Origin of the sequence: Stenotrophomonas maltophilia (assembly GCF_047782825.1) — a bacterium.
Lineage (GTDB): Bacteria > Pseudomonadota > Gammaproteobacteria > Xanthomonadales > Xanthomonadaceae > Stenotrophomonas.
This window is the reverse complement of record NZ_CP180589.1, coordinates 414,971-441,456: the sequence shown is the minus strand read 5'-3', so window position 1 is coordinate 441,456 and position 26,486 is coordinate 414,971. Positions and strand designations below refer to the sequence as shown.

27 protein-coding genes and 2 pseudogenes are annotated in these 26,486 nt (G+C 63.8%); 8 read left to right on the top strand and 21 right to left on the bottom strand.

What is annotated here, in order from left to right; all coding sequences use genetic code 11:
- Window positions 1-7: 7 nt before the first annotated feature.
- Window positions 8-520 (bottom strand): GNAT family N-acetyltransferase, encoded by a 513-nt coding sequence (locus ACM2ZB_RS02040; RefSeq protein WP_416057233.1) that lies wholly within the window; start codon window positions 518-520, stop codon window positions 8-10.
- A gap of 315 nt (window positions 521-835) precedes the next feature.
- Here ACM2ZB_RS02040 and ACM2ZB_RS02035 point away from each other — a divergent pair, with 315 nt between their 5' ends.
- Both ACM2ZB_RS02035 and ACM2ZB_RS02030 read left to right on the top strand, forming a co-directional pair.
- The gene (locus ACM2ZB_RS02035) at window positions 836-1,531 is read left to right on the top strand and encodes a hypothetical protein (protein WP_416057232.1); all 696 of its coding nucleotides are present in this window, start codon (window positions 836-838) and stop codon (window positions 1,529-1,531) included.
- Window positions 1,528-2,841 (top strand): XVIPCD domain-containing protein, encoded by a 1,314-nt coding sequence (locus tag ACM2ZB_RS02030; RefSeq protein WP_416057231.1) that lies wholly within the window; start codon window positions 1,528-1,530, stop codon window positions 2,839-2,841. The genes ACM2ZB_RS02035 and ACM2ZB_RS02030 overlap by 4 nt, the downstream gene beginning before the upstream one ends.
- A gap of 67 nt (window positions 2,842-2,908) precedes the next feature.
- On the opposite strand, the gene ACM2ZB_RS02025 is transcribed toward ACM2ZB_RS02030, so the two are convergent.
- The 20 genes and pseudogenes from ACM2ZB_RS02025 to ACM2ZB_RS01930 form a co-directional block, all read right to left on the bottom strand.
- Window positions 2,909-4,150, bottom strand: a complete 1,242-nt coding sequence (locus tag ACM2ZB_RS02025; RefSeq protein ID WP_416057230.1) for a hypothetical protein — start codon at window positions 4,148-4,150, stop codon at window positions 2,909-2,911.
- A gap of 63 nt (window positions 4,151-4,213) precedes the next feature.
- Window positions 4,214-5,227, bottom strand: coding sequence for an XVIPCD domain-containing protein (locus ACM2ZB_RS02020; protein WP_416057229.1), 1,014 nt, complete (start codon window positions 5,225-5,227; stop codon window positions 4,214-4,216).
- 57 nt (window positions 5,228-5,284) lie between these two features.
- The gene (locus ACM2ZB_RS02015; protein ID WP_313443404.1) at window positions 5,285-5,821 is read right to left on the bottom strand and encodes a hypothetical protein; all 537 of its coding nucleotides are present in this window, start codon (window positions 5,819-5,821) and stop codon (window positions 5,285-5,287) included.
- A gap of 659 nt (window positions 5,822-6,480) precedes the next feature.
- Window positions 6,481-7,008 (bottom strand): DUF4189 domain-containing protein, encoded by a 528-nt coding sequence (locus tag ACM2ZB_RS02010; protein WP_416057228.1) that lies wholly within the window; start codon window positions 7,006-7,008, stop codon window positions 6,481-6,483.
- Between the two features lie 26 nt (window positions 7,009-7,034).
- A complete protein-coding gene (locus tag ACM2ZB_RS02005; RefSeq protein WP_416057227.1) occupies window positions 7,035-7,397 on the bottom strand; it encodes a hypothetical protein in 363 nt (120 codons plus the stop codon).
- A gap of 446 nt (window positions 7,398-7,843) precedes the next feature.
- Window positions 7,844-8,065, bottom strand: a pseudogene (locus tag ACM2ZB_RS02000) (DUF4189 domain-containing protein); the annotation flags it as partial.
- 731 nt (window positions 8,066-8,796) lie between these two features.
- The gene (locus tag ACM2ZB_RS01995; RefSeq protein WP_416058603.1) at window positions 8,797-9,249 is read right to left on the bottom strand and encodes a DUF4189 domain-containing protein; all 453 of its coding nucleotides are present in this window, start codon (window positions 9,247-9,249) and stop codon (window positions 8,797-8,799) included.
- Between the two features lie 117 nt (window positions 9,250-9,366).
- Window positions 9,367-10,506, bottom strand: a complete 1,140-nt coding sequence (locus tag ACM2ZB_RS01990; protein ID WP_416057226.1) for a type IV secretion system protein — start codon at window positions 10,504-10,506, stop codon at window positions 9,367-9,369.
- Between the two features lie 75 nt (window positions 10,507-10,581).
- Window positions 10,582-11,409 carry a hypothetical protein gene (locus ACM2ZB_RS01985; protein WP_416057225.1) on the bottom strand — a complete coding sequence of 276 codons (828 nt, stop codon included), beginning with the start codon at window positions 11,407-11,409 and terminating at the stop codon, window positions 10,582-10,584.
- Window positions 11,410-11,434: 25 nt separating this feature from the next.
- Window positions 11,435-13,882, bottom strand: a complete 2,448-nt coding sequence (locus tag ACM2ZB_RS01980; protein WP_416057224.1) for a VirB4 family type IV secretion/conjugal transfer ATPase — start codon at window positions 13,880-13,882, stop codon at window positions 11,435-11,437.
- Between the two features lie 86 nt (window positions 13,883-13,968).
- A complete protein-coding gene (locus ACM2ZB_RS01975; RefSeq protein ID WP_416057223.1) occupies window positions 13,969-14,277 on the bottom strand; it encodes a type IV secretion system protein VirB3 in 309 nt (102 codons plus the stop codon).
- Window positions 14,270-14,674 carry a TrbC/VirB2 family protein gene (locus ACM2ZB_RS01970; RefSeq protein WP_416057222.1) on the bottom strand — a complete coding sequence of 135 codons (405 nt, stop codon included), beginning with the start codon at window positions 14,672-14,674 and terminating at the stop codon, window positions 14,270-14,272. The genes ACM2ZB_RS01975 and ACM2ZB_RS01970 overlap by 8 nt, the downstream gene beginning before the upstream one ends.
- Before the next feature lie 73 nt (window positions 14,675-14,747).
- Window positions 14,748-15,719, bottom strand: a complete 972-nt coding sequence (locus tag ACM2ZB_RS01965) for a transglycosylase SLT domain-containing protein (RefSeq protein WP_416057221.1) — start codon at window positions 15,717-15,719, stop codon at window positions 14,748-14,750.
- Window positions 15,720-15,722: 3 nt separating this feature from the next.
- Window positions 15,723-16,766 (bottom strand): P-type DNA transfer ATPase VirB11, encoded by a 1,044-nt coding sequence (gene virB11, locus ACM2ZB_RS01960; protein ID WP_416057220.1) that lies wholly within the window; start codon window positions 16,764-16,766, stop codon window positions 15,723-15,725.
- A 13-nt stretch (window positions 16,767-16,779) separates the two neighbouring features.
- Window positions 16,780-18,057, bottom strand: coding sequence for a TrbI/VirB10 family protein (locus ACM2ZB_RS01955; protein WP_416057219.1), 1,278 nt, complete (start codon window positions 18,055-18,057; stop codon window positions 16,780-16,782).
- Window positions 18,054-18,833 carry a TrbG/VirB9 family P-type conjugative transfer protein gene (locus tag ACM2ZB_RS01950; RefSeq protein WP_416057218.1) on the bottom strand — a complete coding sequence of 260 codons (780 nt, stop codon included), beginning with the start codon at window positions 18,831-18,833 and terminating at the stop codon, window positions 18,054-18,056. Before ACM2ZB_RS01950 ends, ACM2ZB_RS01955 begins: the two co-directional genes overlap by 4 nt.
- A pseudogene (locus ACM2ZB_RS01945) lies at window positions 18,830-19,920 on the bottom strand (virB8 family protein). Before ACM2ZB_RS01945 ends, ACM2ZB_RS01950 begins: the two are co-directional and overlap by 4 nt.
- Before the next feature lie 89 nt (window positions 19,921-20,009).
- A complete protein-coding gene (locus ACM2ZB_RS01940; protein ID WP_416057217.1) occupies window positions 20,010-20,456 on the bottom strand; it encodes a hypothetical protein in 447 nt (148 codons plus the stop codon).
- Between the two features lie 413 nt (window positions 20,457-20,869).
- Window positions 20,870-22,549, bottom strand: coding sequence for a type IV secretory system conjugative DNA transfer family protein (locus ACM2ZB_RS01935; RefSeq protein WP_416057216.1), 1,680 nt, complete (start codon window positions 22,547-22,549; stop codon window positions 20,870-20,872).
- Window positions 22,550-22,585: 36 nt separating this feature from the next.
- On the bottom strand, window positions 22,586-22,843 hold the full coding sequence (locus ACM2ZB_RS01930) for a hypothetical protein (RefSeq protein WP_416057215.1): 258 nt from the start codon (window positions 22,841-22,843) through the stop codon (window positions 22,586-22,588).
- A 123-nt stretch (window positions 22,844-22,966) separates the two neighbouring features.
- Here ACM2ZB_RS01930 and ACM2ZB_RS01925 point away from each other — a divergent pair, with 123 nt between their 5' ends.
- The 6 genes from ACM2ZB_RS01925 (at window position 22,967) to ACM2ZB_RS01900 (ending at window position 26,419) form a co-directional block, all read left to right on the top strand.
- Window positions 22,967-23,419, top strand: a complete 453-nt coding sequence (locus tag ACM2ZB_RS01925) for a phosphohydrolase (RefSeq protein ID WP_416057214.1) — start codon at window positions 22,967-22,969, stop codon at window positions 23,417-23,419.
- 78 nt (window positions 23,420-23,497) lie between these two features.
- A complete protein-coding gene (locus ACM2ZB_RS01920) occupies window positions 23,498-24,694 on the top strand; it encodes an MFS transporter (RefSeq protein ID WP_416057213.1) in 1,197 nt (398 codons plus the stop codon).
- Between the two features lie 141 nt (window positions 24,695-24,835).
- On the top strand, window positions 24,836-25,084 hold the full coding sequence (locus tag ACM2ZB_RS01915) for a hypothetical protein (RefSeq protein ID WP_416057212.1): 249 nt from the start codon (window positions 24,836-24,838) through the stop codon (window positions 25,082-25,084).
- On the top strand, window positions 25,081-25,269 hold the full coding sequence (locus ACM2ZB_RS01910; RefSeq protein ID WP_313437241.1) for a hypothetical protein: 189 nt from the start codon (window positions 25,081-25,083) through the stop codon (window positions 25,267-25,269). Before ACM2ZB_RS01915 ends, ACM2ZB_RS01910 begins: the two co-directional genes overlap by 4 nt.
- An 18-nt stretch (window positions 25,270-25,287) precedes the next feature.
- Window positions 25,288-26,031 (top strand): SOS response-associated peptidase, encoded by a 744-nt coding sequence (locus ACM2ZB_RS01905; protein WP_416057211.1) that lies wholly within the window; start codon window positions 25,288-25,290, stop codon window positions 26,029-26,031.
- A 118-nt stretch (window positions 26,032-26,149) separates the two neighbouring features.
- Window positions 26,150-26,419 carry a hypothetical protein gene (locus ACM2ZB_RS01900; protein WP_313437247.1) on the top strand — a complete coding sequence of 90 codons (270 nt, stop codon included), beginning with the start codon at window positions 26,150-26,152 and terminating at the stop codon, window positions 26,417-26,419.
- Window positions 26,420-26,486 lie beyond the last annotated feature (67 nt).

Genomic DNA, 26,486 nt, shown 5'->3' with positions numbered 1-26,486 from the left:
GCATGCCTCAGGCCGGCGGGCCCGCCTCGAACGCTGGCGAGTAACGCACCTCGCCCTGCGCCATCGGTGGCTGCAGGCACAGCGCCTGGAAGTATTCTGCTGGCACGCCGGGCAGCACCAGGCCAGGTTCGGCACGGAAGCCGAAACGACCGTAGTAGCCCGGCTCGCCCAGCAGCACGCAACCGCGTGCGCCACGCTCGCGCAGGGCATCCAGTGCGGCCTGCATGAGGGAGCTGCCGATGCCCTGCCCTTGCCGCTGCGGCGCGACCGAGATCGGCCCCAGGCCGAACCAGCCCGAACTGCCATCGCCGATCGCCACCGGCGACAGCGCCACATGGCCAAGCACTTTCCCGTCCTGCTCGGCCACCAGCGAAACCGCCAGTTCACCGCGCTCGCGCAGGGCATCGACGATGAAGTGCTCGGTGTGGCTGCTGTGTTCGGCGTTGCCGAACGCGTCAGCCGTCAGTGCGTGGATGCTCGCCACATCAGCGGCGGTCTCGGGGCGGATGGACAACGTCATGGCGCGTGGATCTTCAATGGAACAGGTGGCCAGCATGCCTGCAACACGCGTTGCAGGCACACAGCGACGGATATCACGAATGTGAATTGATGATCAATTTCACGTTTCCACGGCAAAATCGTCAATATCTCGACGTTATCAGCACGGAATCGGTGGAATAACGTCACGAGCCCGTCCCATAATCAAAGCTCCTGTCGCCAAGGAAGGGAGACCCGTCGAGATGTCCCAGCACAATGGCCACCGCCCGGGAACGCCGGCACCGCCGCTGTGCCGTGCCGCGCTCGACGTGCGGTCTGCCCGCGACAGCGGCGCATGATGCCCCCCACTGCTCTTCACTGCTCAGCCCCCAGGCCTGCAGGGCGCCGCACGTTGCTGCCCTGCCTTGCCTTGCTGGTGCTGACCGCCTGCCACCCGGAGACCGCCATGACCCAGGAACTCGACCCCGCTGCCGCCGACGTCGCCCAGGGTGGGCGCGGCCTGGCCAAGCTCAACCCCGCGCCCAGCAAAGCCTATGAGCTGGTGCTGCGGCTGCAGAACCCGCCGGGCGACTTCGCCATCATCGAAGGCGTGGCCCAGTACGACGTCAGCAACGAAGACCAGTGCGGCTTCATCGAACCGGAAACCGGCGTGGCCGCGCGCATCACCAGCCAGGAGCCGGTGACCCTGCGCAAGGTGGCCGACAACGAGTACCGCGGCACCGTCTACCTGGACCGCATGCTGGATGAGGATTACTACGGGCGCGGCGTCTGCAACTGGGTGTTCAGCGGTGCCGGCGCCATGCTCAAGGCGACCGGTGCCAACGGCGAAACCCGCTTCCTGTCCTTCCTGGGCGCCGACCCGTTCGTGAAAGGCCAGACCGAGACCCGCCATTACCCGCGCGGCGACTACCCGCGCGTGGCCGACCTGCCCGACTACGGCGCCACCGGCCAGAAGGACCCGGCCCGGTTCCGTGCCGAACTGCGTGACCAGCTGTTTTCCGCCTCGCTCACCGCCAGCGAGGTGCGCCCATGACACTCACCAGCCAGGATTACGCCGCGCTGGCCCGCGACGCCTACCGCGACGAACGCGTCGGCCGCCACGCTCCCGGGCAGGAACGCCCGGTGATGATCAACGAGCACCCCTACCAGGTGCTGGAACACGTCAACAACCGCCTCAACGGTTACCAGGGCACCATCTACCAGCGCGTGGACACCGGTGAGATCGTGGTGGCCCACCGCGGCACCGAACAGCTGGTGCGCGACGGCCTGCTTACCGATGCCGGCATGGTGCTGACCCGGCACAACCTGCAGGCCAACGACGCCCTGGAACTGACCCGGCGCGCATTGGAATACGCGAAGAAGGAAGGCCGCGATCTCGGCCATGCACCGGAAGTGACCGTCACCGGCCACTCGCTGGGCGGCACGCTGGCGCAGATTTCCGCGCACCACTTCAACCTCAAGGGCGAAACCTTCAACGCCTATGGCGCGGTCAGCTTGAGCTACCGCATCCCCGAGGGCGGCGACAATCTGATCAACCACGTCATGGCCGCAGACCCGGTCAGTTCGGCGTCGCAGCACTTCGGCCAGGTGCGCATGTATGCCACCCAGAAGGAAATCGACACGCTGGGCAACTGGGGCTTCAGCAACAGCCGCTTCCGCATGTTCATTCCGGACAGCGCCGTGGGCGCCGCAGCGTTCTCGCTGGGCTCGCACGAACTGAGCAACTTCCTCGGCAACGACTCGGTGTTGAACAGGCCGGAGGCGCAGGAGCTTGCCCGCCGCAACGCCAACATGATCAACGAGTACCGCGATGATGTTGAGGGCCTGCGCCGCGGCATCACCGTTGGCGCCCGCGGCATCACCGGCAACCTGCGTGACCTGTACGACCATGCGCGGGGGCCGCTGGAGGCCGGCGAACCCGAGCGCAGCGATGCCGCCAGGGAAGGCCGTGCCAGCCTGGCCAACCCGGACCACGTGGGCCATCCGCTGTACAACGACGCTCTGCGCGGCGTGCACGAGAACGACGCACGCGTGGGCCGCAACCCCGATGAAGGCAGCCAGCGCCTGGCCGGCACCCTGGCGGCGGAAATGCATGCCGCCGGTGGCCAGCGCATCGACCAGGTGGTGATGAGCAGCGATGCCTCGCGCAGCTTCGCCGTGCAGGGCCATGGCGGCGACCCCGGCCACCTGCGCGTTTCGGTGGATACCGCGCTGGCAATGAACACGCCGCTGGAGCAGAGCAGCCAGCGCGTGGAGCAGCTGGCCGCACAGCAACGCCAAGGGCAAGCGCAGGATGCGCAGCTGGAGCAGGCACAGAACACTGCACGCACCCTGCAGGCCTGAGCGCCGCCGTCAGGCAGGATGCAGGGGAGCCGGCCGTGCCGGCTCCCCTCGTTTCAGCCCGGCGTGATCAGGGGCTGGACACGGCGGCTGACGCGGCCGGTGCCGCGCCATCGGCAGTCACGTAGGCATCGGCCCCCGAATCGGGGAAGCCACCGCAGGCGCGGTCGCCCGGTGCCACCGGATCGCACGGCCACTGGCGCCGCGACACCGTCTCGCGCAGCTCGAAGCCTTCCCCGTTCCAGACCACGAAGGCCAGGTGTTCGCGGTTCCAGTCACTGAACGCACGCGGCCCGGTTTTCTGTGCCGATTCGGGGTACTGCACGAACCAGCGCATGGCCGGGCCGTATTGCAGCTTGCTGTGGTCCAGGCTGACCTTGCCCTCATGCGACCGCTGGCGGGCACGGTCGGCGTCGCTGATGGACGGTGCGGCCGGCATGGCCTTGGCGGTGATGTCCTGCGCCACGCCATCGGTCCCCATCTGGTACACGCGCTGGCGGACATAGGCCTGGCCGCAATCGCCGGCCGCCACGCGCACCGGCTCGCCGGCGCTGTCGTTGGGCAGGGCGCGGTCGGCGCACTCGAACGGTGCGGAAACCAGGTAGGTGGTCACCGCCGGGTCTGCACCTTCGAACGAACGCACCCAGATGTCGCCCAGGCGGGCAATGAAATCGGGCCGCTCGCCGAAGCCGGGCACCGCCTTGAACCAGGTGCGCTGGCGCACTTCGCGCTCGCGCCAGCTGCGCGGCAGGTGAATATCCTGTTCCGGCAGGGCCACCAACAGCGCTGCCAGATGCGGCGGCAGCGTGCCCTGGCAGGCGCCGATCATCAGGTCGCCCTGCGGCGCCAGGCGCCCGGCCAGATCCACCGGGCAGCGCGCACCGAGCTGGCGCTCCGCTGCCTGGTCAGCGGCCAGCGGGATGACGGCCAGGGCCGGTTTGATCGGGGCTGTGGGGGCTTCCACCGGAGCCGCCGCGACAGGCGCCGGGGCGACGTCTGCTACCGGGGCGGCGGGTGCAGGTGCGGCTTCAGCATGTGCCGGCGCGGGCTCCACGGCGGCGGGTGCAGCTGCGGGCGCCGGAGCGGCTTCGGCAACGGCGGCTGCGGCGTCCACTGCCTCGCTGGCCGCCTGCGGTGCTGCGGCGGGTGCAGGCGCGTCAGCAGTCGCTTCGGCCACCGGCGTCACCGGCGCTTCGGGCGAAGCCGGCACGTCCTGTGCCTGGGCAGCCGCAGCCGCCAGGCCCAGGGGCAGCAGCCACAGTGCAGCGCGGGCGGCACGCGGGTGCCGGGAAAGCGGGAGGTTCTTTCGCATGTCGTGTCCTTACTGAAGGTGTCCATGTGGGCGCCCACTGGCGCCCTTCGTCGTGCGACGGGGTTACATCGAGCGTGAGCGGTTCTGTTCCTGTTGCTGGTTCATCGCTTGGTCCTGCTGGCGGTCCTGTGCAGCGGCCAGCTGCTGGCTGCTCTGTTCCAGCGGCTGCTGGGCCGCCTGCGCACGGTCCACCGATGCACGCAGCATGGCCGGGTCGCCCATCGTGCCCTGCACCGCGAACAGCATGCGCCCATCGGTGCCGGCCACAACATGGTCGATCTGCTGCAGGCCTGCCTTCTGCGCGCTTACCGCCAAGGCACCGGCCGCATTGTCCACTTCCTGCGCGCTGTTCAGGCCACTGCGTGGCCCCAGCTGCTGCAGTTGCCCGCGCGCATCGGTGAACAGGCGGTTGCCTGCATGGGCTGGATCGGACAGATCGCGCGGCGCCTCGGGCGCGTTCATCGCGCGCTCGCCCACTTCACCGCGTGACAGCCGATCCATCACGTCCGGGGTCAGCTTCTGCTGCCAGGCATCGAAGCGCCGCAGGCGGTCTTCCACGCCGTTCAACGCGCCGTTGATGGCAATGGTCGCCTCGCGCACGCTCTCGCGCGCCTGCTCGGGCACATGGTTCTGCCATTGCCAGACCGCAATACGGGCGGCGTGTTCGGGCCGGGCCGCCAGTTCCGGATGGTTCACCAGGTCCAGGTCCAGCGCCTGCCCTGCGCGTTCATAGTTTTCCTTGCCGGTCAGCGGCAGGTAGCCACGCCCGTGGTACTTCAGCGCGTCGCCGGGCGCATCATTGCCCAGGCGGCCGCCATACATCAGTTCGGCCAGATCATCCGGGCGCCCACGCAGCGCCTCCTGGCGGGCCGATTCCAGCGCATCATTGCCGTTGCGCCACGCCGCTTCCACCGGAATCTGCGACGTGGCCCGGGTGTAGTTGAAGCTCTCGTTGAGGCGGCTGAGGCCACGCGACTCATGCCCCGCCTGCGCCATGAAATTGGCCAGTTCACGGGGGGACGCAATGCCGGCATCGGTCGCCTGCCGCAGCAGTTGCGACTCTCTATCCGTCGACACGGTGCAACTCCTGGATCGTCATCAGCGCGGATTCCTTTCCGCCGGTTGAAGCATGGCTCATGGAAGCGACACCTCGGCGACAGTGGCCGGGTCGAAATCCTCGAACCGCACGCGCCCCAGTTCCGCAGCCGAGAAGTTGCGGATGTTGGTCGCCTCGGTCTCGATGTCCACGACCTTGCGGCGCACGGCATCCACCCAGCACCCGCGATCCGCAGGGGCATGGCGGAACGTGTAGGTGCTGCTCCAGCGCTGGCGGCTGCCGCCATTGGTGATCACGCTGAATGTGTCTTCCTCAACCATTGCATACGCAAAAGGGTCGCCGGCCAGGCCACCGCGGGTGGAACACGGCACCAGCTTGTCGTTGCGGGCGGCCAGCTGCCAGCGGCCGCGGCCGTCACCGCGCAGCAACAGCAGCACCCGGTTCGGCCCGTGCTGGCCGGGCACCAGCCCTTCCGGCAACGGCTGGTCGATCACCAGCAGCTGGTACTCGACCCCATCGCCGTTGAGCTCGCCCCTGACGGCTTCCAGCAGGTTCGCGCCCGACGGAACGAATGCAAGAGCATCGTCCATGTGCGCGCCACTCCCGTTCTCCATCCCCTCCCACTCCTTCAATGTCGTCTTGCCGGTATCCACGCAACAGGCGGACACAGCCGAATGGCCGGGCCACGCCGCACCGACCGCCGTGGCGGATCATAGCGCTGGGCGTGCCGCGGCGGCGACAGTGGCAAGCGTCACCCGTCGAACGGGCGGACAGAGTCCTCATGGACGGAAAAGCTCCTGCAGTCGGTAGCAGCGGCGCGTCATATTTCTGACGCGCAGGGAGCTTACCGCGAGGACGTTTGCCGCGTCGAAGGGGGGACGATATGAAAAGCGCGCTTGATCACAAAAAAAGCGCGGCTATCGTGAACGCAGGCCTACCTGATGAAGGCATCGTCCGTGCATGCGGCCCTGGCGATCCGACACTGGTCCTGCGGCAGCCTCTTCCAGCTCGTCTTGGACGCGCACATTCGCTTCATGGCGATTCCGCTTTCCCACGGGGCACTGTCTTGGGCACGGCTCAGATCAGCGAACGTGCTGGGTGCAGGCAGCACCTTGCGTGGCGTAGTCGCGGATGTGCCCGTCCACGGTGAACACGGTGATATCACAACGATTGTTCACGTCGCTGATCACGTGCCCGTACACGTTCAGACCCTGGATGCGTGCGCCGCGATGCAAGTAAGCCCTAGCTTGCACAACCCCATCGATCCCACGAGTTAACGGAACGGCCTGAACTCAGACATGCTGCACGCAGAGTAGATCACCGTACAACTGCTACCGGAACTCCGCGCCTCACAGCCCTCCAACGCTTTCGATCTTGCCTGCTCAATGGTTGGCGCACTGAAGGTGTAGGTGATGCCACGGCGTGACTGGCTGTAGACCGTCCCCACGAGTGCGGCGCATTGATTGTAGTAGTCCAATAGCACCTTGCACTTCCGCCCCCCAGCCCGCTGACACTGCTCGAGACTGACCGAGACGGCGTGTCGCTTTGACTTTTCTGATTCTGCGACACCGACAGGCATGCTCCCCCCAGGCAAAGGGTCGGCATCCTGCGCAATGGCACCCCAGCGCGTCTCCCATTTCCCCGTGGGCCTGGACGTGGGAATAGCAGGCCCCGACGACGGAATAGGCGCACACCCCTGAACCCCCTGCCCACCGACGGGGTATTGCCCCGGCGGACAGCCGCCTTCAGCGAAGGCAGGAATAGCGCAAGAAAGCAGCAACAGAAGAGTTAAAAACTTCATGACAATCAACTCCGCATTACAAAATACTAACCAACATTCGCATTCCCATACCTACCCGCGCTCTGGCTGGGCGCATCCTGATTTTGCCTTCCCATGACAGTGTAATTCGAAGCGTTGCCACTTGCGCCAAGCGCAGTCAGGACCAAGGTTGTAAAGATCAGACCCATGCCGCCCTGTTGCATCGCCTGGCTGGACAAGTCGTTCTCGAACGCTGGGCCCAGAATCTGCTTGGCGCCAATGGATTCCAGCCAGAATGCCTTTGACACGCGCAGCACCATATCCAATGCGATGCCGGTCATGGCCGCCAGTACCGCCATCGAGAATAGCGTTCCGCTGCCGTAGAACAGCCACCATTGGAACAGGGATTTGGTCTGCTCGACAACAAGCAAAGGATGAACGGTGGCCCTAGGCCAATGAAGAGGGCAATGGCCACCTCGTACAGATGCAGCATCGAGCCGGCGGTAACTGCGGGCCCGGCCGTGCCCAAACCGACATACAGGATGGCCCGCGACTTCACTTCTATCATCGGGGCCGGCGATGACGTCGCTCGCGTCAATACTTGCGAGCGCTACCCTTAGATAGGCCGGGTTCTCGTCGATCTGGCATTCCGGGGACTTGTCACAGCAGTAATGACTCGGACCGCAGCGTTACACCAGCATCCTGCTGGTGACCTAGAAAGTCGCATTGTCTCTCTTCGTCGCATTGTCTCTCTTCAATGTCCGAGCAGGCGCACTCAAAATCAGCATCCAGCCGTCCGAAAAGTGGGAAGACCCCATCAAGACGACGAACAAATCAAAGAGCAACTAGCAACCGAGCAGAAATTAGATGGGAACGATCACCTGAAGGACTTGAGCTCAGCCATGCCGTAGGCGGAGTAAACAACCGTGCAACGCTGACCGCCCGCCGCGCTTTGACAACTGCGCATTGAATTCGCCTTTGCCTCTTCGACTCCCGGTGCGCCGGCTGTGTACGTAATCCCACCTTTTGCGGCCAAGTCACTCACAACAGGACCAGAGAGGGCCGCGCATTGATTGTTGTACGCCAAGAGAACGCGACAATCATTGCCGCCGCCTTCAGCGCACTGGGCAAGCGCGACCGCACTCGCGTCCCTCTTGGTTCACTGTGATTCTGCGACACCGATCGCCAAACGCGCGCCCGGGGTCGGGCTGAAGTCGCGAGCGATCGCCCCCCAACGCGCCTCCCACTTTCCCGTAGGCCGCGAAGCGGGAATTGCAGAGCAACTCTGAGGAATCGTGGCACACCCCTGCACGCCCTGACCGCCTACAGGATACTGTCCCGGAGGGCATCCCCCTTCGGCAAATGCCTCAGTCGATACGAACAAGAAGAGGATCACGCAGAAAATTCTTTTCGCTTCAAAAGTTTCCACTTTCCCGGCGATACCCCCCCCAATGAAGGATCGCCACTAGCCGGCGCAGAACTCAGATCAGGATAAAAATCAGCGAAATGGCTTGAATTCAGACATGCCGCATGCAGAGTAGAGCACAGTACAACTCCTTCCGGAATTGCAGGGCACACAGTTACTGACTGCATTTACTTTAGCCTCAGCTTCGGTTGGAGCCCCATATGCCATCGTGACCGCGTTTTCCACAGGGCCATTTTCAAGAGAAGGCCCAGCCAGCGCCGCACACTGATTGTGACAAGAAAGTCGACTTCTTTGACGAAGACACTCCTATGGCAAGCCTATTCCCACCGACAGGGCAACACGAAACCACCGCCTACACGGCAACGGCCAACCTCGCAAAAATGCAATACGTCATTGACCCACTCTTAATAAGACTGATAAATGGGTTCGCTGCATTCGGAATAAACCACCCGACAGTTGAGCCCACCTTTAGCTTCACACCGTTCCAACACCATCTTCTTCGACTGCTCGATTGTCGGAGAACCTGCGAAGCTCGTCCCACCTTCGCCGGCACCTGGTACAGCCGCTGCCGCGCATTGGTGCTTATAGGTAAAGGAGGCTGCACAAGCTCGGCCGCCACTGTTTGCGCAAACCGCTATAGCGTCCCGTACCGCTTCGGACTTGCTCAACCTCCCTGTGGCTGCACCAGAAGCGCCATCAGGAGAAAGAGAGATGGCCCCCCAAGTTCTTATCCATTTGCCGCTGGGGCGAGCCGGAGCGGCCACCCCACTGCTACTTGGAATTGGCGCGCAGCCCTGAACACCTTGACCGCCTATCGGGTACTGCCCCTGGGGGCAACCGCCTTCTGCCTTTACCATTGCTGGGCACGACAAAGCCACCATCCCCAATACTGCATAAAGAACTGAGCACCGCAGAGAAAGCTTGGACATTCTTTACCTCAAGGTCAACATGGCGGCCAACATGAAAGCTGAGCTTCAACTCGCGGATCCATACTTACCAATGGTCAGACCGTTATTGGAGGGGGGGGCAGAGGGAATGCTAGTCCCTGCTACTCTGGTCGAAGCATCTTGGCTACTGCTCCCTGTCATCGCGGGCGCAGCTGCTGAATGGCTCCCCGGCGGCCGCCCATCACTGCTCGGCGTTGACGCCGCGCCACCGCCTATCTGCGAATATGCCATGAAGGTACCCAGCGTGCCCTGGAAGAACACTGCTGCCATTGGGGGCGCAGTCAGGATCAAAGTCGTCAGGATCAGGCCCATGCCGCCCTGCTGCATCGCCTGGCTGGACAAGCCGTTCTCGAACGCCGGGCCCAGAATCAGCTTGGCGCCGATGGATTCCAGCCAGAATGCCTTTGACACGCGCAGCACCATATCCAATGCGATGCCGGTCATGGCCGCCAGCACTGCCATCGAGAACAGTGTGCCAATGCCATAGAGCAGCCAGCGCTGGAACAGGGACTTGGTCTGGTCGAACAGCAGGCAAAGGATGAACAGAGGACCCAGACCAATGAAGAGCGCGATGGCAACCTCATACAGCAGCAGCATCGAGCCCGCAGTAATGGCCGGGCCGGCCGTGCCAAGACCGACATACCACATGGCCCGCGACTTCTCTTCGATCATCTCGGGATCGGCCATGACGTCGATCGCGTCAATACTGGCCAATGCCACCTGCAGATAGGCCAGGTTCTCGTCAATCTGGTCTTCCGGCGAGTCATGGGAACCGGTCACCACGAACGTGATCTCGTCACGCACGTTCTTGGTCAGGAACGAATGCAGGTTCGTCCCGAACATGCCCATGGTCGACGCCACGCTGACGATCAGTGCGGCACGTGCCATGTTGGTGACCAGAATCATCATCGAGTCGCGGCTTCGGCCGGTCACGATGCGGAAACCCTGGATCAGCACCCACAGCGTCATCAGGATGAGTGAGATGCCAAGCACCCACTCCATCATGTTTCCCATCAACTCCAGGCCGAACTCGCTGATCCGCTTCCGCAGGAAATTGAGGATCAGACGGAAAAACACGAAGTCGCCGAGGGAATCGACGCGGGTGGCGATTCCAAGCAGCTCGTGCAGACCACCGGAAAACTCAAAGTTGGCGACCGATCTCATCATTGTCCACATTCCTTGGGCATACAGCCCGCTCCTACCCGATGACTGCCCCGGCGGAAGCCGGAGCAGCACATTTCCTTACTGGTCCAGTGCACCGGCCAGGATGGCCGTCTTGGCAACGTCGCGAACGAAGCGCGTGGCCGGGTCACCCTTCAAGGCGGTCTTGCCGATCAGCTTCTGGTTGACCTTCAGAACCTCGATATAGGCGTCGTACGAACGCATCTGGCCTTCCCACTTCTGGGTGGCAACCGCCAGGTCGTTGGCGGTGCGCAGCGATTCGCTGTCAGCGCCCTGCACCGTGCCCTGGTCGTTGTTCTTGTTACGTTCCTTGAAGATGTCCGCCAGTGCCTGCTCCATGGTCGGCACGGTCTCGTTCAGGAAATCAATCGACTCGTTGTACTTGCGGTTTTCCATCATGCGGATGTTCACGCAGATCTGCTGCTGGCGCTTCTTCAGATCCTGGTCGCCGCTCAGGCCGATGGTGCTCAGCAGGCCCGACAGCGAGAAATCCATGCCCTGGCCGCCACAGGTTTCAGCCACCATGTACTTTGGATCAACCTTGACCAGCGGCTGCCCCTCAGGCAAACCGATTGCACGCAACTGCGCCTGGATGCGCACCAGTGCCTGCTGATACTGCTTCATCGTGTCATTCCAGCGCTTGGCCTGCTCTGCGTACTCGGCCAGATCCTGACCCGACTGCTTGTCGATCAGGCCCCATTCTTCGACGGCCTGCATCAAACCTGCAAAGTCGAAGACCGGCCAGCCGCTGGCAGAAACCGGATTGGTCGACAGCACTGCTGCACAGCCCAGCACGAGGGCGGCCAAGCGCGAGCGGCGCGGGCCGCGACCAGTCTTGCGTGTATTGATCGCCTTGTTCATGTTGTTCTCCACGGAAATGGAAGTCATCGTCGTCGTCCTTGTTCTATGGCCGTCAGGCCGCATCGGTTTCGGCGGCCGCCCTGGCCTTGCCCGAACCCTTTCGATTCTTGTAGAAATCTTCCAGCCACTGCTCCGGCGTCAGCTCGTCCACGGTGATCCGTGCACGAACCGCCGCGCTCTGGAGCACGCGGTGCATGATGTCGATGTTGTCGGTGGACGCAGAGATCACCGACAGGATGTCGTCCATGCCACGCAGGTTGAGCTGGCAGACGCTGGACGCATGGCCCTGCTTGACCAGGAAGCAACGCGAACGCTCGTCCAGCGCAGTGACCACCTTGAACTCGGCCTCGGTCAGCTTCAGGCCTTCCATGTAGTCGCTCTTGCTGGCGTTCGGGTTCGGCAGCAGGATGAGCGTGGCGGTCTGCTCGATCAGTGCCGCGGAGATATCGCTCTTCAGCGCATCTTCCGGGCTCTGCGTGGCGAAGATGCCCAGGCCGTTCTGCTTACGGATGGTCTTCTGCTTGTTCTTGGCGAATTCCTTCAGGCCACCCTCGCCGTCCAGGATCTTCCAGAATTCGTCCATCACGTAGATCAGCGGACGACCGTCGATCAGCGACTCCAGGCGGTGCAGCAGGTAGTTGATGACCGGCACGCGCACTTCGGGGTTGTCGATGATGTCGGTGTAGTCAAAGCCGATGATGTTGGCCTTGGTCAGGTCGACGGTATCGACCGGGTTGTCGAATACCCAGCCCAGCGAATTGCCTGACGTCCACCGGCGCATGCGCGCGTACAGGCCGTCGTCGCCCATGTTGGGCAGGCTCTTCTGGAAGTTGGTCATGCTGCGCAGGTGCATCGGCGTATCGAGCATGCTTTCCACCGCGCGGTAGATGTCCTCTTCCTCGCGGGCGCTGTACTCGCGCTTGCCGGCCAGCACCTTGACCAGATCGGCCAGGAACTGCACGTTGGATTCGCTGTTGTCGCACTGGAACGGATTGAACCCGGTCGGCGCACCGTTTTCCAGAGCCAGGTAGTTGCCGCCGCAGGCGCGCACGAAGATCTCCGCGCCGCGGTCCTTGTCAAAGAAGAAGATGGTCGGCGACGGCTCGTACTTCTGCACCTGGCTGAGCAGGAAGTTGATCAGCGCGGTCTTACCGGTACCGGACTTACCAATCACCATGGTGTTGGCGATCGCCTTCTCACCCAGCGAATTCTCGGACGGGTGGGTGGCGTGGAAGTTGAAGTAGTACGGCTGGCCGTTGGTGGTCTGCAGGGTGGTGACGCAGTCGCCCCAGGGATTGTTGTGCTGCTTGCCGGTGGCAAAGTTGTGCAGCGGCGACAGGCCCAGGAAGTTCAGCGAGCTGACGTTGGCCAGGCGCGTACGGAAGCGCCAGTTGCCAGGCATCTGCGAGTAGAACGAGGACGTGACGGCAAGATCTTCCTTGGTGGTCACGAAACCGGCGTTGGACAGTTCAGCGCGGGTGGTGGCCACGTTCTGCGAAAGCTTGGCCTGGCTGTCACCGTACACGGCCATGATGAAGTGATACTCACCCAGCACGAAGTTGCCCGAAGACAGCTGGTCCATCGCGTAGTCGAGTTCGGCGATCTGGCTGACGGCCTTGTCGCCGGAGGAGATCATCATGCCCTTGGTGCGGTCCAGCACCTTCAGCGCGTCCTGGCGGCCCATCGGGCTGAAGGAATGGGTGATGACGTATTCGTAGTCCAGGTACTTCAGACCGTTGAGGATGCCCGGGTAGGTGCCCTCGGCATACTCCTTGATGTTCAGGATGGCGCCGAAGTGGTTGGCACCATTGGGGGTATTGATGACGAAATCGCCGGTCTTGGCCGAGAACATGTGCCGGCTGACCGGCAGGTAGTCCTTCACCGGCGCCGACAGCACCGGGACCGGCTCGTCGATGCGGTTGATGAGGTAACCGAACAGCTCCAGCGTTTCGGAGAACACCACCCCGTTCTTGGCTTCGTACATGCCCAGGCGGTACGGCGCGTAGTCGCGGATCACCGCCTCGACGTTGCCGGCCAGCTCGAGCAGCTTTTCCACTGCCTGTTCCTGTTCGGCACGCAGCTTGTCGATGTTGGCCGACTTTTCGACGAAGCGCTTACCCGCCACCACCGGACGATAGATCATCGTCAGGTAGAGCTCGTTCTGCATGATGCGCTGCGAGGACAGCATCCCCATGTACTGGTCGGACACGTCCTGGTTGAAGCGCTGCTTGTAGTGGCTCTTGCCCTTCAGCGTGCGTCGACGGCGGATGTCATGCACCCAGAAGGCCACATTGACGAAGTCCGGCGCGCGCAGGGTCTGCAGCAACCGATTGAAGGTGTTGTGCCGATGTTCCAGCTCCCATTCCTCGCGGCCGACGAACGGCAGCCCTTCCAGGTGCCAGGTCAGCAGGAAGTCACCACCGGTGGTCTTCACCACGTTGGGTGCCACATGCGACGACAAAGGGATGAATTCGCTGATGGAGGTGTCAGGGTTGAACATGCGACGGCTTCCAGAGGGGTCCTGCTGACGGATCGTTCGGTACAGCGCCGGCGGGCCATTGGGGCCCGCCAGCGCCAGTCCAGCCCTCAATCCCTGGGGGCTGGCTTGCTGCGGTAGTGGTTCGGGTTGAACACCCACATGCCATCGTGTTCCGGCACGTTGCGGACCCTGAGCTTGAACAGCAGGCGCAGGCCCAACAGCCGGAAGATCATCTCGTCCCGCTTGGCCATCTGTCGCATGATGAAAATCGCGACAGGAATGGTCAGCAGGAACCAGAAGTTCGTGTACACGCTGAGCAGCAGCAACCCACCTGCAACCATGAAGAACGGCAGGTAGGGCACGCCCAGGAACATCGCTGGGCGGGTGCAGCCACGAAACAGTACGTTCTTATGCACTGTAGTACTGGATGGCGTTCTGGATCAGGTAGGTGGTGCCGGTGCCGCTGCTGGAGCAGTTGCCGTCGCTGCCTTCACCCAGCAGCATGCGGGCGATCTGGCCAGCGGCGCCGATCAGCACGCCACCGATCAGGATCGGGGCCACGTCGCTGATGCGCTTGTGGGCGAAGGCGATCTGGTAGCCGGCAAAGACCACGGCGATGGTGACCACGGCAATGGACGCCATGTTCAGCAGGCCGTTGATGTTGTCGAAGAAGCCGCAGATCTTCTTGTCGGTACCGCCGAAATCGGTTGCGAACACCTGCGGGGCGAACACCGCACCCACGAATACAACGGCCATCAGCATGGTCTTCAGCGTGCGCTGGGCCTGGTTGAGGTCAATATTGGAACGCTTCATGGATTGTTTTCCTTGTTGATGGACTAACACAACTGAATCGACCAGCCGGGGGACTGGCCGTACCACGACTTCGTCAGAACACGAAGGCCGCATCCCCTGCGGGAATCTGTTGAACCGGCATCTGTGCCGCCGGTGCGTTGTACATGTTTTCCTGTGCTGCGGCAGGCGCATTGCGTTCGCCCCAAGGGCGCAGCATCACTGGCTGTTCACCACCAGAAGGCGCACCGGGAAGCTGCTGCGGCATGGCCTGCCCCCCCTGCCCCGCCATTGCCTGCGGCATCTGCTGCGGGTAGGCCTGCATGTTCTGCATGGGCGCCTGCTGCTGCGCCGGGGGCTGCATCATGCGGTCCACCGAACCCAGCACCACGCGCGATACGGCCTGGTCAGCCAGGTTGAGCAGGCTGCTGCGGGCCATGGCACCGGTTGACGGATAGACGGTATAGGCGCGGGCGGGATCGTTAGACGGCACGTAAACCGGGGCGTCAGCCTGGGCCACGATGCGCGACTGCGCCGGGGACACGGTCTGCGGATGGTGCTCGACCTTCACCACGCGACGTTCGCCGCGGCTGATGACATCGATCGGTGCCACACCATTGCTGGCAACCTGCTGGCCGCGACGCATCGAATCGTAGATCTTCTGCACGTACCCATGGCGGAAGCCGGTTTCGAAGTTGCCCGAGTAGTAGCAGCTGAACGACTTGCCCCAGTCCTTGCCCGAGCGCTTGTAGCATTCCGCCAGGATGCGCGAACCAGCCTGCAGGTTCGGGCACTGCTGGAACGCCTTTTCATAGGAGTCCAGGCCGTACTTGCCCAGGTTGTAGCGGTTCACCTGCGCCAGCCCGATGGAGAAGTTGTAGCCCTTCTCTTCCAGCATGCGCACGGTGGCCAGCGCTTCATCCAGCGCCTTCGGCTGGCGCACCAGCGCGCCGCCCACCACGCCGATGGCGTAGGGGTTGCGTGAGGATTCGACGTTGATGACGTGCTGCATCACGTCCATGGAGACGGCCATCTCCGGGCACGCCATCATTTCCAGTCCTGGCAGCATGGTTCAGCCCTCCTGCCCCTGGGCGCGCCCAGGGTTGAAGTCGATGCCGGTGATGTAGCGCGCACCGGCATGTGCCTTGATATGCACAACGATGTCGATGGTCATCATCAGCAGACGCTTGATGACGTTGAATTCCAGACCCGAGCCTTCGGCCGATGCTTTCACCATCAGTGCCAGCTGGTCCCAGGTCTGTTCCGGGCTGCCGGCGTGGCAGCTGGTGATCGAACCGGGATGGCCGGAGGCGCAGTTGCGGATGAAGTAGAACGCTTCATCGCCGCGAAGCTCGGCCAGGATGATGCGCTCGGGCTTCATGCGCAGGCAGGCTTCCATGCAGCTCTTGGCGGTGACGTTGCTCGCGCTCTGGCCGCCCTTGGAATACAGCAGGTGAACCACGTTGGGCTGGCTCAGGAACAGCTCGCGGGCATCCTCGATGGTGACCAGGCGCTCGTTGTCCGGAATGTGGTTGACCAGCGCCTTCATGAAGGTGGTCTTACCGCTGCCGGTCGCGCCGGACACGACGATGTTCTTGCGGTACATCACCGCGCGCCGGAAGAACTCGGCGTATTCGCGGGTATGCCGCAGTTCCAGCAGCTCGCGGTCCTGCTCGCTGAGGCTGCCATCCTGCTCGAGGATCTGGTTGAAGAACCCATCCTCGTGGTACTGCGTGAGCGACTTGGTGTGCTTGGACGGCAGGCGGATGGTGATGGACACCTTGCCTGCGTCACATGCTGGCGGAATCACGAACTGGGCACGCTGGCCGGTGGGGAACGTGAGCGACACGACCGGATCGGCATCGGTGATGCGCTGGCCGGTGTTGCTCTCGTTCACCACCGCGGTGCAGAACTGCCGGGCCCGCTCGAAGGTCAGGCTCGGCACATCCACGCGCTGCCACCCTGCCCGCGTCTCCAGGTACAGCTCGCCCGGACGGTTGATGCAGATTTCCGTCACTTCGGGCGAGGACATGTACTCGGCGATGCCCAGCACTTCGTACTGATAGCGCAGGAAATCGCTGGAGACAAGGGCGATGGGTGACACTTCGGCGTCCATGATCGTTCTTCGGTTACCGGCGCGGGTTCAGCACATTGGTGAAGTCGACGTCCTTGGCAACGTAGACGTTCACGATGGTGCCCTGGTTGATGGTCACGGTCGGCGGACGACGGTTGCTGCTGAGCGCATCGTTGGCCAGCCGCTCCATGGTGCGGGCGGTGGAGCTTTCGTACGGCGACTGCACGGTCATGCCGTTGTTGGCAACGGTCGTGGTTTCCGGGCCATGCTCAGCCGCGGCGTACTTGAAGGCGTCCGCGATCAGGCTGATCATCAGCGCCGAAGCGATGCGGCTGCCCCAGTGCGCGCTGTACTGGCCGGGATGACCAGCGCCACCCAGACCATCGACACCCGGGCTGGACATGGCCACGTCGATGCCATTGGGCGTGGTGATGCGGTCCCAGATGACTTCCACGCGCTTGCCCGCCGGGCCGCCGCCGTACGCACCGTAGATCTTCGAGCCCTTCGGCAGCAGCAGGCTGCGGCCGTTGATCGAGTAGACCGGCTCGGTGAGCAGGCAGGAGGTGTAGCCGGCCAGATCGGTGATGATCCGGGTTTCCAGCACGCAGCGCAGGTAGGTACCGCGGACCAGCAATGCGTCCGGGCTGTGGATGTACGTCGCGCTGGAGATGTCATCGACATCCGGACCGCGGCGGACACGCGCCGGCGTGGTCTGGCCGTTCTGGGCCTGCAGGCTGGAGATCATCGCCCGCTGGTACTCGCTCATGCCACCTGCGGGTGCACCCTGGCCCTGCATGTCACCTGCACTGGTGCCACCGGACGAACCGATGCGGCGGTCCAGCAAGGTGGGACCGCGCGGAGCTTCACGCTCCTCACGTTCCGGCATGAAGCTCGCCGTACGCTGACCGGAAGCCGGCGGCGGCGGCAGTGCAGGCAGCATGTCGATCGGCTGGGCCTGCTGTGCCACGTCGGGCGTCGGTGTCGGCGGCGCCACGGCATTGGGCAGCTGCGGCGTGGTGGCGCGGGCGATCTCGCGCTGCTTGGGCGCGTCATCCTTGCTTTCGCTGCCCTTGCGCAGCAGCAGCATGCCCATGCAGACCAGCAGCACCACGATGCCGCCCAGGAACAGCAGGGCCTTGCGGTTCAGGCGCTGCTCTTCGGCCGAACGCAGCTGCGGCGCGGCGGCATCCAGGTCGGGGGCAGCTTCGCCCGGGCCAGCACCAAAATAGGGATTGGACGAAGTGTCCGGCGCGGCACCGGGGGCGCCGCCGTACGGGCTGGGGTTGCCCTGCCCGCTGTTCGGATCGTTTCCAGGGGTGTTCTGCTGGCTCATTTCTTCACGTTCCTTCGCAGACCGACGACGTAATCGCCGTGGCGGATGACCAGGTACGGGTAGGTCCCGTGCACGATCAGCGTATTGCCTTCGACCGTGGTGTTCACCACGAAGTCCTCACCGTACTCCTTGTCCCGGCCGAACACGGCGGGGAAGATGCCGGTCTTGTACTCGGGCGAGTTCGGCAGCTTCAGGTAGGTGAAACGACCATCGTCGTAGGCATTGACCGGAATCAACCAACCCATCTTCTTCGCGCGGCTGGTCGAATAGGAGTAGTTGAAGTTGTACTGGCGATCCTTGGCCAGCTCGGCGCTCAGCAGCGGCTGCGCCTCTTCTTCCACCGCAGCCTGGGCCACGCCGAATTCGGTGTCGCTCGGGTAGGTGAAGGCGATCTTGTACTGCACGCCTGCACGACGGGCCTGTTCAAGCTGGCGCCAATCGGTGGCCACCACCTTCAGTTCGAAGATGTACGAATGGGTCTCGGTGCGCACCATCATGTTGGTGTCAACGTCGACGTTCTTCGGCTTGATGTAGAACACGTTTTCGCGACGGGTCAGCTCCCAGCCATTGCTGAAACCGGTGCTGTAGTCGAGGATCTTTTCGTTCGGGCTCAGTTCGATCTGGGTGGTAAGGCCCAGGCCGGTGCGAACCGGATAGATGCGATCCTTTTCATACTCGTAATGGTCCACTGCCTGCGCCATCGCCGCGGTGGAAAACACCAGCGACAGCAACGACAGCAGCGCCAATGCGCTCCCCCTGACTTTTCGACTACTCATCGGTTGCTTGCTCCATCAGCATTTCCGGTGGATTGGTTCTGTGCTCGGTTCATCGCCCACCCTGCATCGGCTGGGCCTGCGGCTGGGTCTGTGGCTGCATGGCCTGCGGCTGCGCCTGCATCGGCTGGCCCTGCATAGGCTGGCCTTGCATCGGCTGGCCTTGCATCGGCTGGCCCTGCATCGGCTGCGGCTGGCCCTGCATCGGCTGGCCATTTGCCGGCGCTGCCATCGGCTGGCCGGTTGCCGGGTCGATCATCGTCGCCGCCGCAGGATTGTTCGGGCCGTAGATACCCTGCGCCTGCTGCGCCGCCTGCTGTGCCTGCTGCTGCATCGCGCTGTCATCCGGAACCGGCACGCCGCGGGAATAATCATTGTCCACGCGGTATTCGGTGACCTGGAAGGCCAGCGGGTTCAGCACGCGATCCTGCTCGGTCAGCGCCAGGTTCTTGTTGTAATCGAAGCGAAGCGTGACCAGCTGGTTGTCGAGGTAGTTCGACACACCCGAACGCTTGTCCAGAAGCGAGCGCTGGATACGCACCGAGGCGCCGCGGAAGCTTCCGTTGGCTTCCTGGCCCAGCGGGGTGATGCTGAGGATCTTCACGCGGATGGCCTTGTCACGGCCGTACATCACGAAGGGGTTCTGCGGGTTGTTGCCCGCATAACGCTGCTTCATCGTCAGGCCGACCGGATCGCTGGACATCACGAACACCAGTTCCCAGTCGCGCAGGCCCATTACCGCCGAATCGTAGGACTCACGCGCCATGACGTACTGGGCGACGTTGCTGCGGTTGATCGCCTCGTTGGCCGTGATGTTCTCGCCGCGGAAGTTGTTGCTCACCCGGGCGACCGTCGCGTTGCCGGTATAGGCATCGGCCATCACCAGGAACGGCACCTTCTCCTTCAGCGGCAGCATGTAGTAGTAGCCACCGGCCAGCGCCAGCGACATCAGCAACGAACCGGTGGCGACCCACCAGGCGCGGCGCTCGCTGCGGCGTGCCATGTCGGCCACGGTGATCTCGTAGCTGACCGCCTTGGCGACCGACTGCTCGACCTTCGGGCTGTTGCCTGCATCCTTCTTGCGGAACATGGATTCTTCCGTACTGCTGAAACATCAATGGGCGTGGCGCCCCTGCGTCAGGCGCGGGGTGCGGCACGTTCGATGATTTCGGTGTTGGCTCAGCTGCCGCTGTTGGCTTCAGGGCCCTGGGCCGACGCGGTCGGCGTCGATCCTGCGCTCTGCACGACGATCTGATTGCCGACGATGGAAACGGAAACACCTTGTGCCGCATAGGCCGCCGTGACATCGATCACGGCCTGCTGTGCGTTGGTGGTATCGATGTCCGACACCGCGCCATACAGGGTGAAATCCGAGCTGAGGCGATAATCCAGCGTGCGGCCGGAATCCTTGGCCCAGCGCTCGAGCATGGCCTTCAGCGTGTGATCCATCGGCGACGCCTGGTACACGTAGCTGGAATAGAGCGGAATCTCGGTCGGGGCCGTATCGAAACGGTTGACCGGCTTCCAGCGCCCTCCAAAGTCGGGAGCGGGCTTGGTGGCACAACCGGCCACCATCAACGCCGCCACTGCGGCGATGGACATTTTTGCGATAAACGCCTGATTCATACGGGCTTCACTTTGACGTACGAAAAAGCAGTCCCGAAGTTGGTCCCCTGGCCGTCCGGCGCTGCATGACGCACGCCGGAATCGTTGTTAAGCACACTTAGCAGTGCGCCCACGACGGTTCCCCTGCAGCCCGAAAGCTGCCAACCAGGTTGCGGAAAACGGCATGACGCCACCGCCCTCACACACCCTCACCAACGTTCGGAACCATCCCTGTTCCAATGGCTGAAACTCCTGGCCACTCTGAAAGCAAGCTGAATCACGAGGATTCCCAAGCCGTGCATAGAGTCGCACAACCACACGTCAATTCGATGTCAGACAAGTCTGAATTGCATCAACGTATGGCGTTTTTTTGACGAAGCGCACTGTTTCACATTAATGAATCAGGACTTTCATCACACTTTCTGCTTTGAAACTTAGACGTCCAGCATCGGCGCGTCAACTTTTGGCAGTAGACGCGACGTGAAATACTTGTCTTTGTAGTAGCGAATCTTGTCGCACTTCACCGGATGCGGAATGCCTTCGTACAGGAAAACCTCCTTGTCCGGACCCATCGCCTTCAGCTCCTGCGGCAGCATCAGCGCGCGGCGTTCCTCGGTGAAGCTGTGGGTCTTCTCGCGGGCGTGGGTGACGTTCTTCTTGCGGATGGTGGTGTAACCCAGCATGTCCGAATAGTCGTTCGCGTCCTGCTGCTCACGCGGCGCGTAGAGGATCTGCAGCGCGTGGTTGGTGATGATGGTGCGCGAGATCTCGCGGCCATAGGTGGCATCCAGCTGGGACATGCTCTGGATGATCGGCAGCAGGCGCACGTTGTAGCCGGCCATGTAGGACACGGCCGAGGCGATGATGTCGACCTTGCCGATGGAGGTGAACTCGTCCATCAGCAGCAGGCACTGGTACTTCAGGTCCGGGTTGGACTTGGGCAGTTCCTTGGTGTTGAGGTTGATCAGCTGGCTGAAGAACAGGTTGATGATCAACCGGCTCTCGGCCAGCTTGTTGGGCTGGATGCCGATATAGATCGTCATCTTCTTCTTGCGCACGTCGGTGAGCAGGAAGTCGTTGGTGCTGGTGGCCTTGTCCAGCACCGGGTTGATCCAGGGGTTCAGCGGTTCCTTGAACGTGCCCAGGATCGACGCAAAGGTCTCGTCGGCCTGGGACAGCATGTTGGCGAAGGCCGAGCGCGCATTGCTGCTCAGGAACGGCCGTTCGGACAGGCTCTTGAGGAACTTCTTCAGGTCGCTGCCATCGCCCGAGGACAGGCGGTACACCGCACCCAGCGTGGGCGTGCCCAGGCCACCGGGGAAGCCGCTGGCGCGCTCGTCATCCCAGTTCTCGAACAGGTACAGGGTGAAGGCGATGAAGGCGTTGCGTGCCTGGCTGACCCAGAACTTCTGGTCCTCGGCGCCATCGGGGTACAGCATGGCGGCGATGCTCATCAGGTCCGAGACACGGAAGGCCGGGTCGTCGGACACGTAGCTGAGCGGGTTCCAGCGGTGGGTGCGGCGGTCTTCGGCGAAGGGATTGAACAGGTAGATCTCCTGGCCCTGGCTGGCACGCCAGCCGCTGGTCAGGTCGAAGTTTTCCTGCTTGATGTCCAGCACCACCAGTGATTCGCCGTACTCCAGCAGGTTCGGGATGACCACGCCCACGCCCTTGCCCGAACGGGTCGGCGCGGCCAGGATCACGAACTGCTGGCCGTCCAGGCGCACCAGCTTGCCGCCATGGCTGCCGACCACGATGCTCTGGCCGGTCTTCTTGTACATGCCGTGCTTGGCCAGGTCCGCGCTGGTGGCAAAGCGTGCGTCGCCGTGCAGCGACTGCTTGTCCTTCTTCAGCAGCACGACCAGGCCCACCACCAGCAGCGCCAGCAACGGCAGGCCGAAGCCCAGGTAGCCGGCCCACTTGATCTTGCCCACGAACGGGGCGACCTGTGGCTGGCCCAGGGCGTTGTAGTACTGGTAATAGGTGTTCCAGGTGAACAGCTTGGTATCCAGGCCAAGCAGCATCAACGTGAAATAACCGGAAAGCACGAACCCGAGCAGCAGGGCCGCCACGGTCAGGATGGCGATGAGCAGGTACTTCTTACTGGGCAACACCCGAATCCTCCATGATGCGCCCGCGGGCGCGACTGCCTAGCGGCGGCGCCGTTGCGACGCCCTCTTCCGCAGGTTGGTTTCATTCTCCAGCCCGGGCTCGATGCCCTCTTCCCGCTCCAGCACCTCCAGGTACCGTCGCGCTTCGGCCAGCGACATCAGGTCGGTCAGGCGTTCCCCGTCATCGGCGATGACCGCATGACCGACCACATCGCCGGGAGCGTACACCGGCTCGTGGGTCACCGCTACCAGTCGATAGCGACCGCGCAGCTCCAGTTGATGCATGTACTCCTGCATGACTCATTCTCCGTGATGGTGTTCACATGTCATTCCCGCGACAGGTGAGGATGCCTGCCCTGCCGTGGTGGCGGCATGCACGCGACCCATAGGACAATACACGCTGACGCCACGGAGACGGCAATGGACTGGATCGCACGCGCACGCGCCCTGGCAACTGACGCCCACACCGGGCAGTTCGACAAGGCTGGGCATCCCTACATTGGCCATGTTGGTCGCGTGGCCGCGCGCGTCAGCGGCGATGCCGATGCCGAAGTGGTGGCCTGGCTGCATGACGTGGTGGAGGACTGCGCCGGGTTCGCCGCCCGGGTGGAGGACTTCCCCGCGCCGCTACGCGAGGCCGTGCTGCTGCTGAGCCGCAACACCGCGCCCGATGCAGACACCTATTACGCGCGCATCGCGGCCAACCCGCTGGCACTGAAGGTGAAGCTGGCCGATATTGCCGACAACGCCAATGAGGCCCGTCTGGCGGCGCTGGACGCGGCAACCGCAGCGCGGCTGCGGTCCAAATACCAGCACGCACTGGCCCTGCTGGGCCAGGCGCCGGCCGCAGCGGTCCCATCCATCGAACACTGATTTACCCTGGCGACGGCTGCGGCCTGCTGCGCTGCAGCAGTACAATGGGCGGCTTCCCCGCCCCTGCCCGCCCCCCGCATGAGCCCCAATTCCTCCCTGGCCGCGCGGCTGACGCCCCGCCAGCGCACGTTGATCATCCTTGCCCTGTCGCTGGGTGGCTTCGCCATCGGCACCAGTGAATTCGCCAGCATGGGCCTGATGCTGGAGATCAGCCGCGGCCTGTCGATCAGCGAAACCCAGGTCGGCCACCTGATCAGCGCCTACGCCATCGGCGTGGTGGTCGGCGCCCCGATCCTGGCCTTCGTCGGCGCATCGTTCCCGCGCCGCAAGCTGCTGCTGGCCCTGATGGGCTTCTATGCCGTGGGCAACCTGGCCAGCGCCCTGGCGCCCAACTACGGCACCATGCTGATCGCCCGCTTCGTGGCCGGCCTGCCGCATGGCGCCTACTTCGGTGTCGCCATGCTGGTGGCCGCGGCAATCAGCCCGGCCGGCCAGCGCGGCCAGGCGATGTCGCGCGTGCTGCTGGGCCTGTCCATTGCGATCCTGATCGGCAACCCGCTCACCACCTGGCTGGGCCAGCAGCTGAGCTGGCGTACCGCCTTCGCCCTGGTCAGCGTGCTGGCCATCGCCACGGTGGCGATGATCGCCCGCTTCCTGCTGCCCGACCCGGACGAGGTGCGCACCTCGCCCATGCGCGAACTGCGCGCCTTCAACACCACCCAGGTGTGGCTGGCGCTGGCCATCGGCGCGGTCGGCTTCGCCGGCATGTTCTGTGTGTTCACCTACCTGGCACCCACCCTGGTGCAGGTGACCGGCGTGGCCGAATCGTGGATGCCGCTGGCGGTGGGCGTGTTCGGCATCGGCGCCATCATCGGCAACATTGCCGGTGGCTGGCTGGTGGACAAGTTCCACTTCAAGGCCGCTGCCGTGGTGCTGGTGTGGTCCATCGTGATGTTGCTGCTGTACCCGCTTGCCGCGCAGTCGGTGTGGACCATCGGCCCGATGATCATCACCGTGGGCACCATGGGTGCCCTGGCGGCCGTGCTGCAGACCCGCCTGATGGACGTGGCCGGCGAAGCGCAGACCCTGGCGGCCGCATCCAACCACGCCGCCTTCAATACCGCCAACGCACTGGGCCCGTGGCTGGGCGGCATGGCCATCAGCGCCGGCTTCAGCCCGGCCACTACCGGCTATGTCGGTGCGGCCACCGCCATCGGCGGCCTGCTGCTGTGGGGCGTGTCAGTGTGGGTGGACCGCCGGCGCAAGACTGCCTGAGCCCCGGGGTTGGCCCCCTTGCCGCTGGCAAGGGGTCTGGCCCGCTGATGGATTTGACCTGGCCGCCGCATCGGGCTGACGGTGCCGTCACAGGGGAAAGTGTGACGATGAATGCACCTTCTTCCTGGCAGCCCCTTTCCCATGTCGGACACCGGTCACTTCGCCATCCGTGCTTTCGAGGCCATCTTCAACATGGCCGGCGGCGTCGAACGCATTACCTCGCTGACGGTGACCTGCAAGCACTGCGATGCCACGACATCGTCCACCGAGGGCAACCTGCTGCATCTTCCCGGTGGCACCCTGTTCCGCTGCGATGACTGCGGCTGCCACCAGGCGGTAAGCAATGCGCGCGTGGCCGAGTGGCAGCTGCCTGGCGTGCTGGGCGTATGAGCACGTACGCGCCCCTCAGCGACGGGCAGCTCCGGATCCTGCGCGCCATTGCCGATGCACAGCCGGTGAAGGCCGACGACGCGACCTGGGCCGTCAACGCCGGCTTGGCCGTGCAGGCCGAGGATGCCGACATCGACCTGACCCCGCGCGGGCGCGAGGTACTGCAGGCGCACGCGCCGCGCTGACGCAGCAGGAACGCAGGCATGCGTCGTTTCGTCCAGGCCTTCGCCAGCACCGACAGCTTTCCTGACGCACTGCCGGCCGAGGTATCGGCAGCGCTGCTTGGTGGCGAGGCCCGCTACAACATCGGCAAGGACGGCCCTGCATGGGTCTGGGCGTCCGGGGCGGACGAGACGCCGAACGGCTCGGTGGTGGCGGAAATGCAATGGGGCCTGCTGCCACGCTGGTCCAAGCAGCCCACCACGCCCTACACCACGGTCACCGCCCGGCTGGAGCGCGCCGCAGGCAGCCGCATCTTCGCCGATGCGTGGAAGAAGCGCCGCTGCGTGGTGCCGATGACCGGTTACTTTAAATGGGACCGCCAGCGCCGCCCGCCGTGGCCCATGTTCGTGCAACGCCAGGACGGCCTGGCCCTGCTGGCGGCCGGTCTGTGGGAACACTGGCAGCATGAGGACGGGCAGCAGCGGGACACGTTCTCGGTGCTGACCGATGCCAACCCGTCCATTCCCGCACCGCTGTCGCCCGATGGCCCGGTGTTCCTCGAGCCTGCGGCCGCCGCGGCGTGGCTCAGTGGCGCCCTGGCTACGCCGGCGCAGCTGAAACGGCGTGCCAGCACCCCGCCACTGGAAGCGTATTACGTGGGGTTGGGAATCCGCGATGCCCGACGCGATGACTACACCCTGCTCGAACCGGCCGACCCCGATGTGCTGCACGTTGACGACGCGCCGCCTGATTGGGATGGGGATGCGCTGGACGACGATGCATGAGCGACGGGTGTGGGGTCGGATCCTTTGCCAAAGGCAAGGGCTCTGCCCCCTTCGTCGCCCTCCCGCTGAACCGTAAAAAACACATGGCGTGGATGTGGCTTGCTGCACAGTGCAGCCCATGCATCACCGCCCTGCCCCTGCCCGCCATGATGCCGTTGCCCTGCAGGCCGGAATGCTGGGCAGCGTGCTGGGCGTGGGCCTGTTCAAGGCACTGGCGCTGTCCGGCCTGGTATCCGGCTCGCTGATGGGCATGGGGCTGTGGTTGCTGGCCTGTGTCCTGCTGGGCGCCTGGGCGTTGGCCGCGGGCCTTGCCTGCCTGGCCCTCAGCCGGCGGGTGTTCGTGCTGATGCTCGCACTGTCAGCCGTGTTCCTGCTCTGCATCGCCTGACCTGCAGGCGCCCTCGATAAAAAAATCCTGTCGCCGGCGCTAAAGCTTCAGCCTGCGCCGCCGCTAT

Bases quoted from the DNA above. Each gene is read 5' to 3' on its own strand.
- ACM2ZB_RS02040 (WP_416057233.1), bottom strand. From the start codon at position 520: ATGACGTTGTCCATCCGCCCCGAGACCGCCGCTGATGTGGCGAGCATC.
- ACM2ZB_RS02035 (WP_416057232.1), top strand. From the start codon at position 836: ATGCCCCCCACTGCTCTTCACTGCTCAGCCCCCAGGCCTGCAGGGCGC.
- ACM2ZB_RS02030 (WP_416057231.1), top strand. From the start codon at position 1,528: ATGACACTCACCAGCCAGGATTACGCCGCGCTGGCCCGCGACGCCTAC.
- ACM2ZB_RS02025 (WP_416057230.1), bottom strand. From the start codon at position 4,150: ATGCGAAAGAACCTCCCGCTTTCCCGGCACCCGCGTGCCGCCCGCGCT.
- ACM2ZB_RS02015 (WP_313443404.1), bottom strand. From the start codon at position 5,821: ATGGAGAACGGGAGTGGCGCGCACATGGACGATGCTCTTGCATTCGTT.
- ACM2ZB_RS02010 (WP_416057228.1), bottom strand. From the start codon at position 7,008: ATGAAGTTTTTAACTCTTCTGTTGCTGCTTTCTTGCGCTATTCCTGCC.
- ACM2ZB_RS01995 (WP_416058603.1), bottom strand. From the start codon at position 9,249: ATGGTAAAGGCAGAAGGCGGTTGCCCCCAGGGGCAGTACCCGATAGGC.
- ACM2ZB_RS01990 (WP_416057226.1), bottom strand. From the start codon at position 10,506: ATGATGAGATCGGTCGCCAACTTTGAGTTTTCCGGTGGTCTGCACGAG.
- ACM2ZB_RS01985 (WP_416057225.1), bottom strand. From the start codon at position 11,409: ATGACTTCCATTTCCGTGGAGAACAACATGAACAAGGCGATCAATACA.
- ACM2ZB_RS01980 (WP_416057224.1), bottom strand. From the start codon at position 13,882: ATGTTCAACCCTGACACCTCCATCAGCGAATTCATCCCTTTGTCGTCG.
- ACM2ZB_RS01970 (WP_416057222.1), bottom strand. From the start codon at position 14,674: ATGAAGCGTTCCAATATTGACCTCAACCAGGCCCAGCGCACGCTGAAG.
- ACM2ZB_RS01965 (WP_416057221.1), bottom strand. From the start codon at position 15,719: ATGCTGCCAGGACTGGAAATGATGGCGTGCCCGGAGATGGCCGTCTCC.
- virB11 (WP_416057220.1), bottom strand. From the start codon at position 16,766: ATGGACGCCGAAGTGTCACCCATCGCCCTTGTCTCCAGCGATTTCCTG.
- ACM2ZB_RS01955 (WP_416057219.1), bottom strand. From the start codon at position 18,057: ATGAGCCAGCAGAACACCCCTGGAAACGATCCGAACAGCGGGCAGGGC.
- ACM2ZB_RS01950 (WP_416057218.1), bottom strand. From the start codon at position 18,833: ATGAGTAGTCGAAAAGTCAGGGGGAGCGCATTGGCGCTGCTGTCGTTG.
- ACM2ZB_RS01940 (WP_416057217.1), bottom strand. From the start codon at position 20,456: ATGAATCAGGCGTTTATCGCAAAAATGTCCATCGCCGCAGTGGCGGCG.
- ACM2ZB_RS01930 (WP_416057215.1), bottom strand. From the start codon at position 22,843: ATGCAGGAGTACATGCATCAACTGGAGCTGCGCGGTCGCTATCGACTG.
- ACM2ZB_RS01925 (WP_416057214.1), top strand. From the start codon at position 22,967: ATGGACTGGATCGCACGCGCACGCGCCCTGGCAACTGACGCCCACACC.
- ACM2ZB_RS01920 (WP_416057213.1), top strand. From the start codon at position 23,498: ATGAGCCCCAATTCCTCCCTGGCCGCGCGGCTGACGCCCCGCCAGCGC.
- ACM2ZB_RS01915 (WP_416057212.1), top strand. From the start codon at position 24,836: ATGTCGGACACCGGTCACTTCGCCATCCGTGCTTTCGAGGCCATCTTC.
- ACM2ZB_RS01910 (WP_313437241.1), top strand. From the start codon at position 25,081: ATGAGCACGTACGCGCCCCTCAGCGACGGGCAGCTCCGGATCCTGCGC.
- ACM2ZB_RS01905 (WP_416057211.1), top strand. From the start codon at position 25,288: ATGCGTCGTTTCGTCCAGGCCTTCGCCAGCACCGACAGCTTTCCTGAC.
- ACM2ZB_RS01900 (WP_313437247.1), top strand. From the start codon at position 26,150: ATGCATCACCGCCCTGCCCCTGCCCGCCATGATGCCGTTGCCCTGCAG.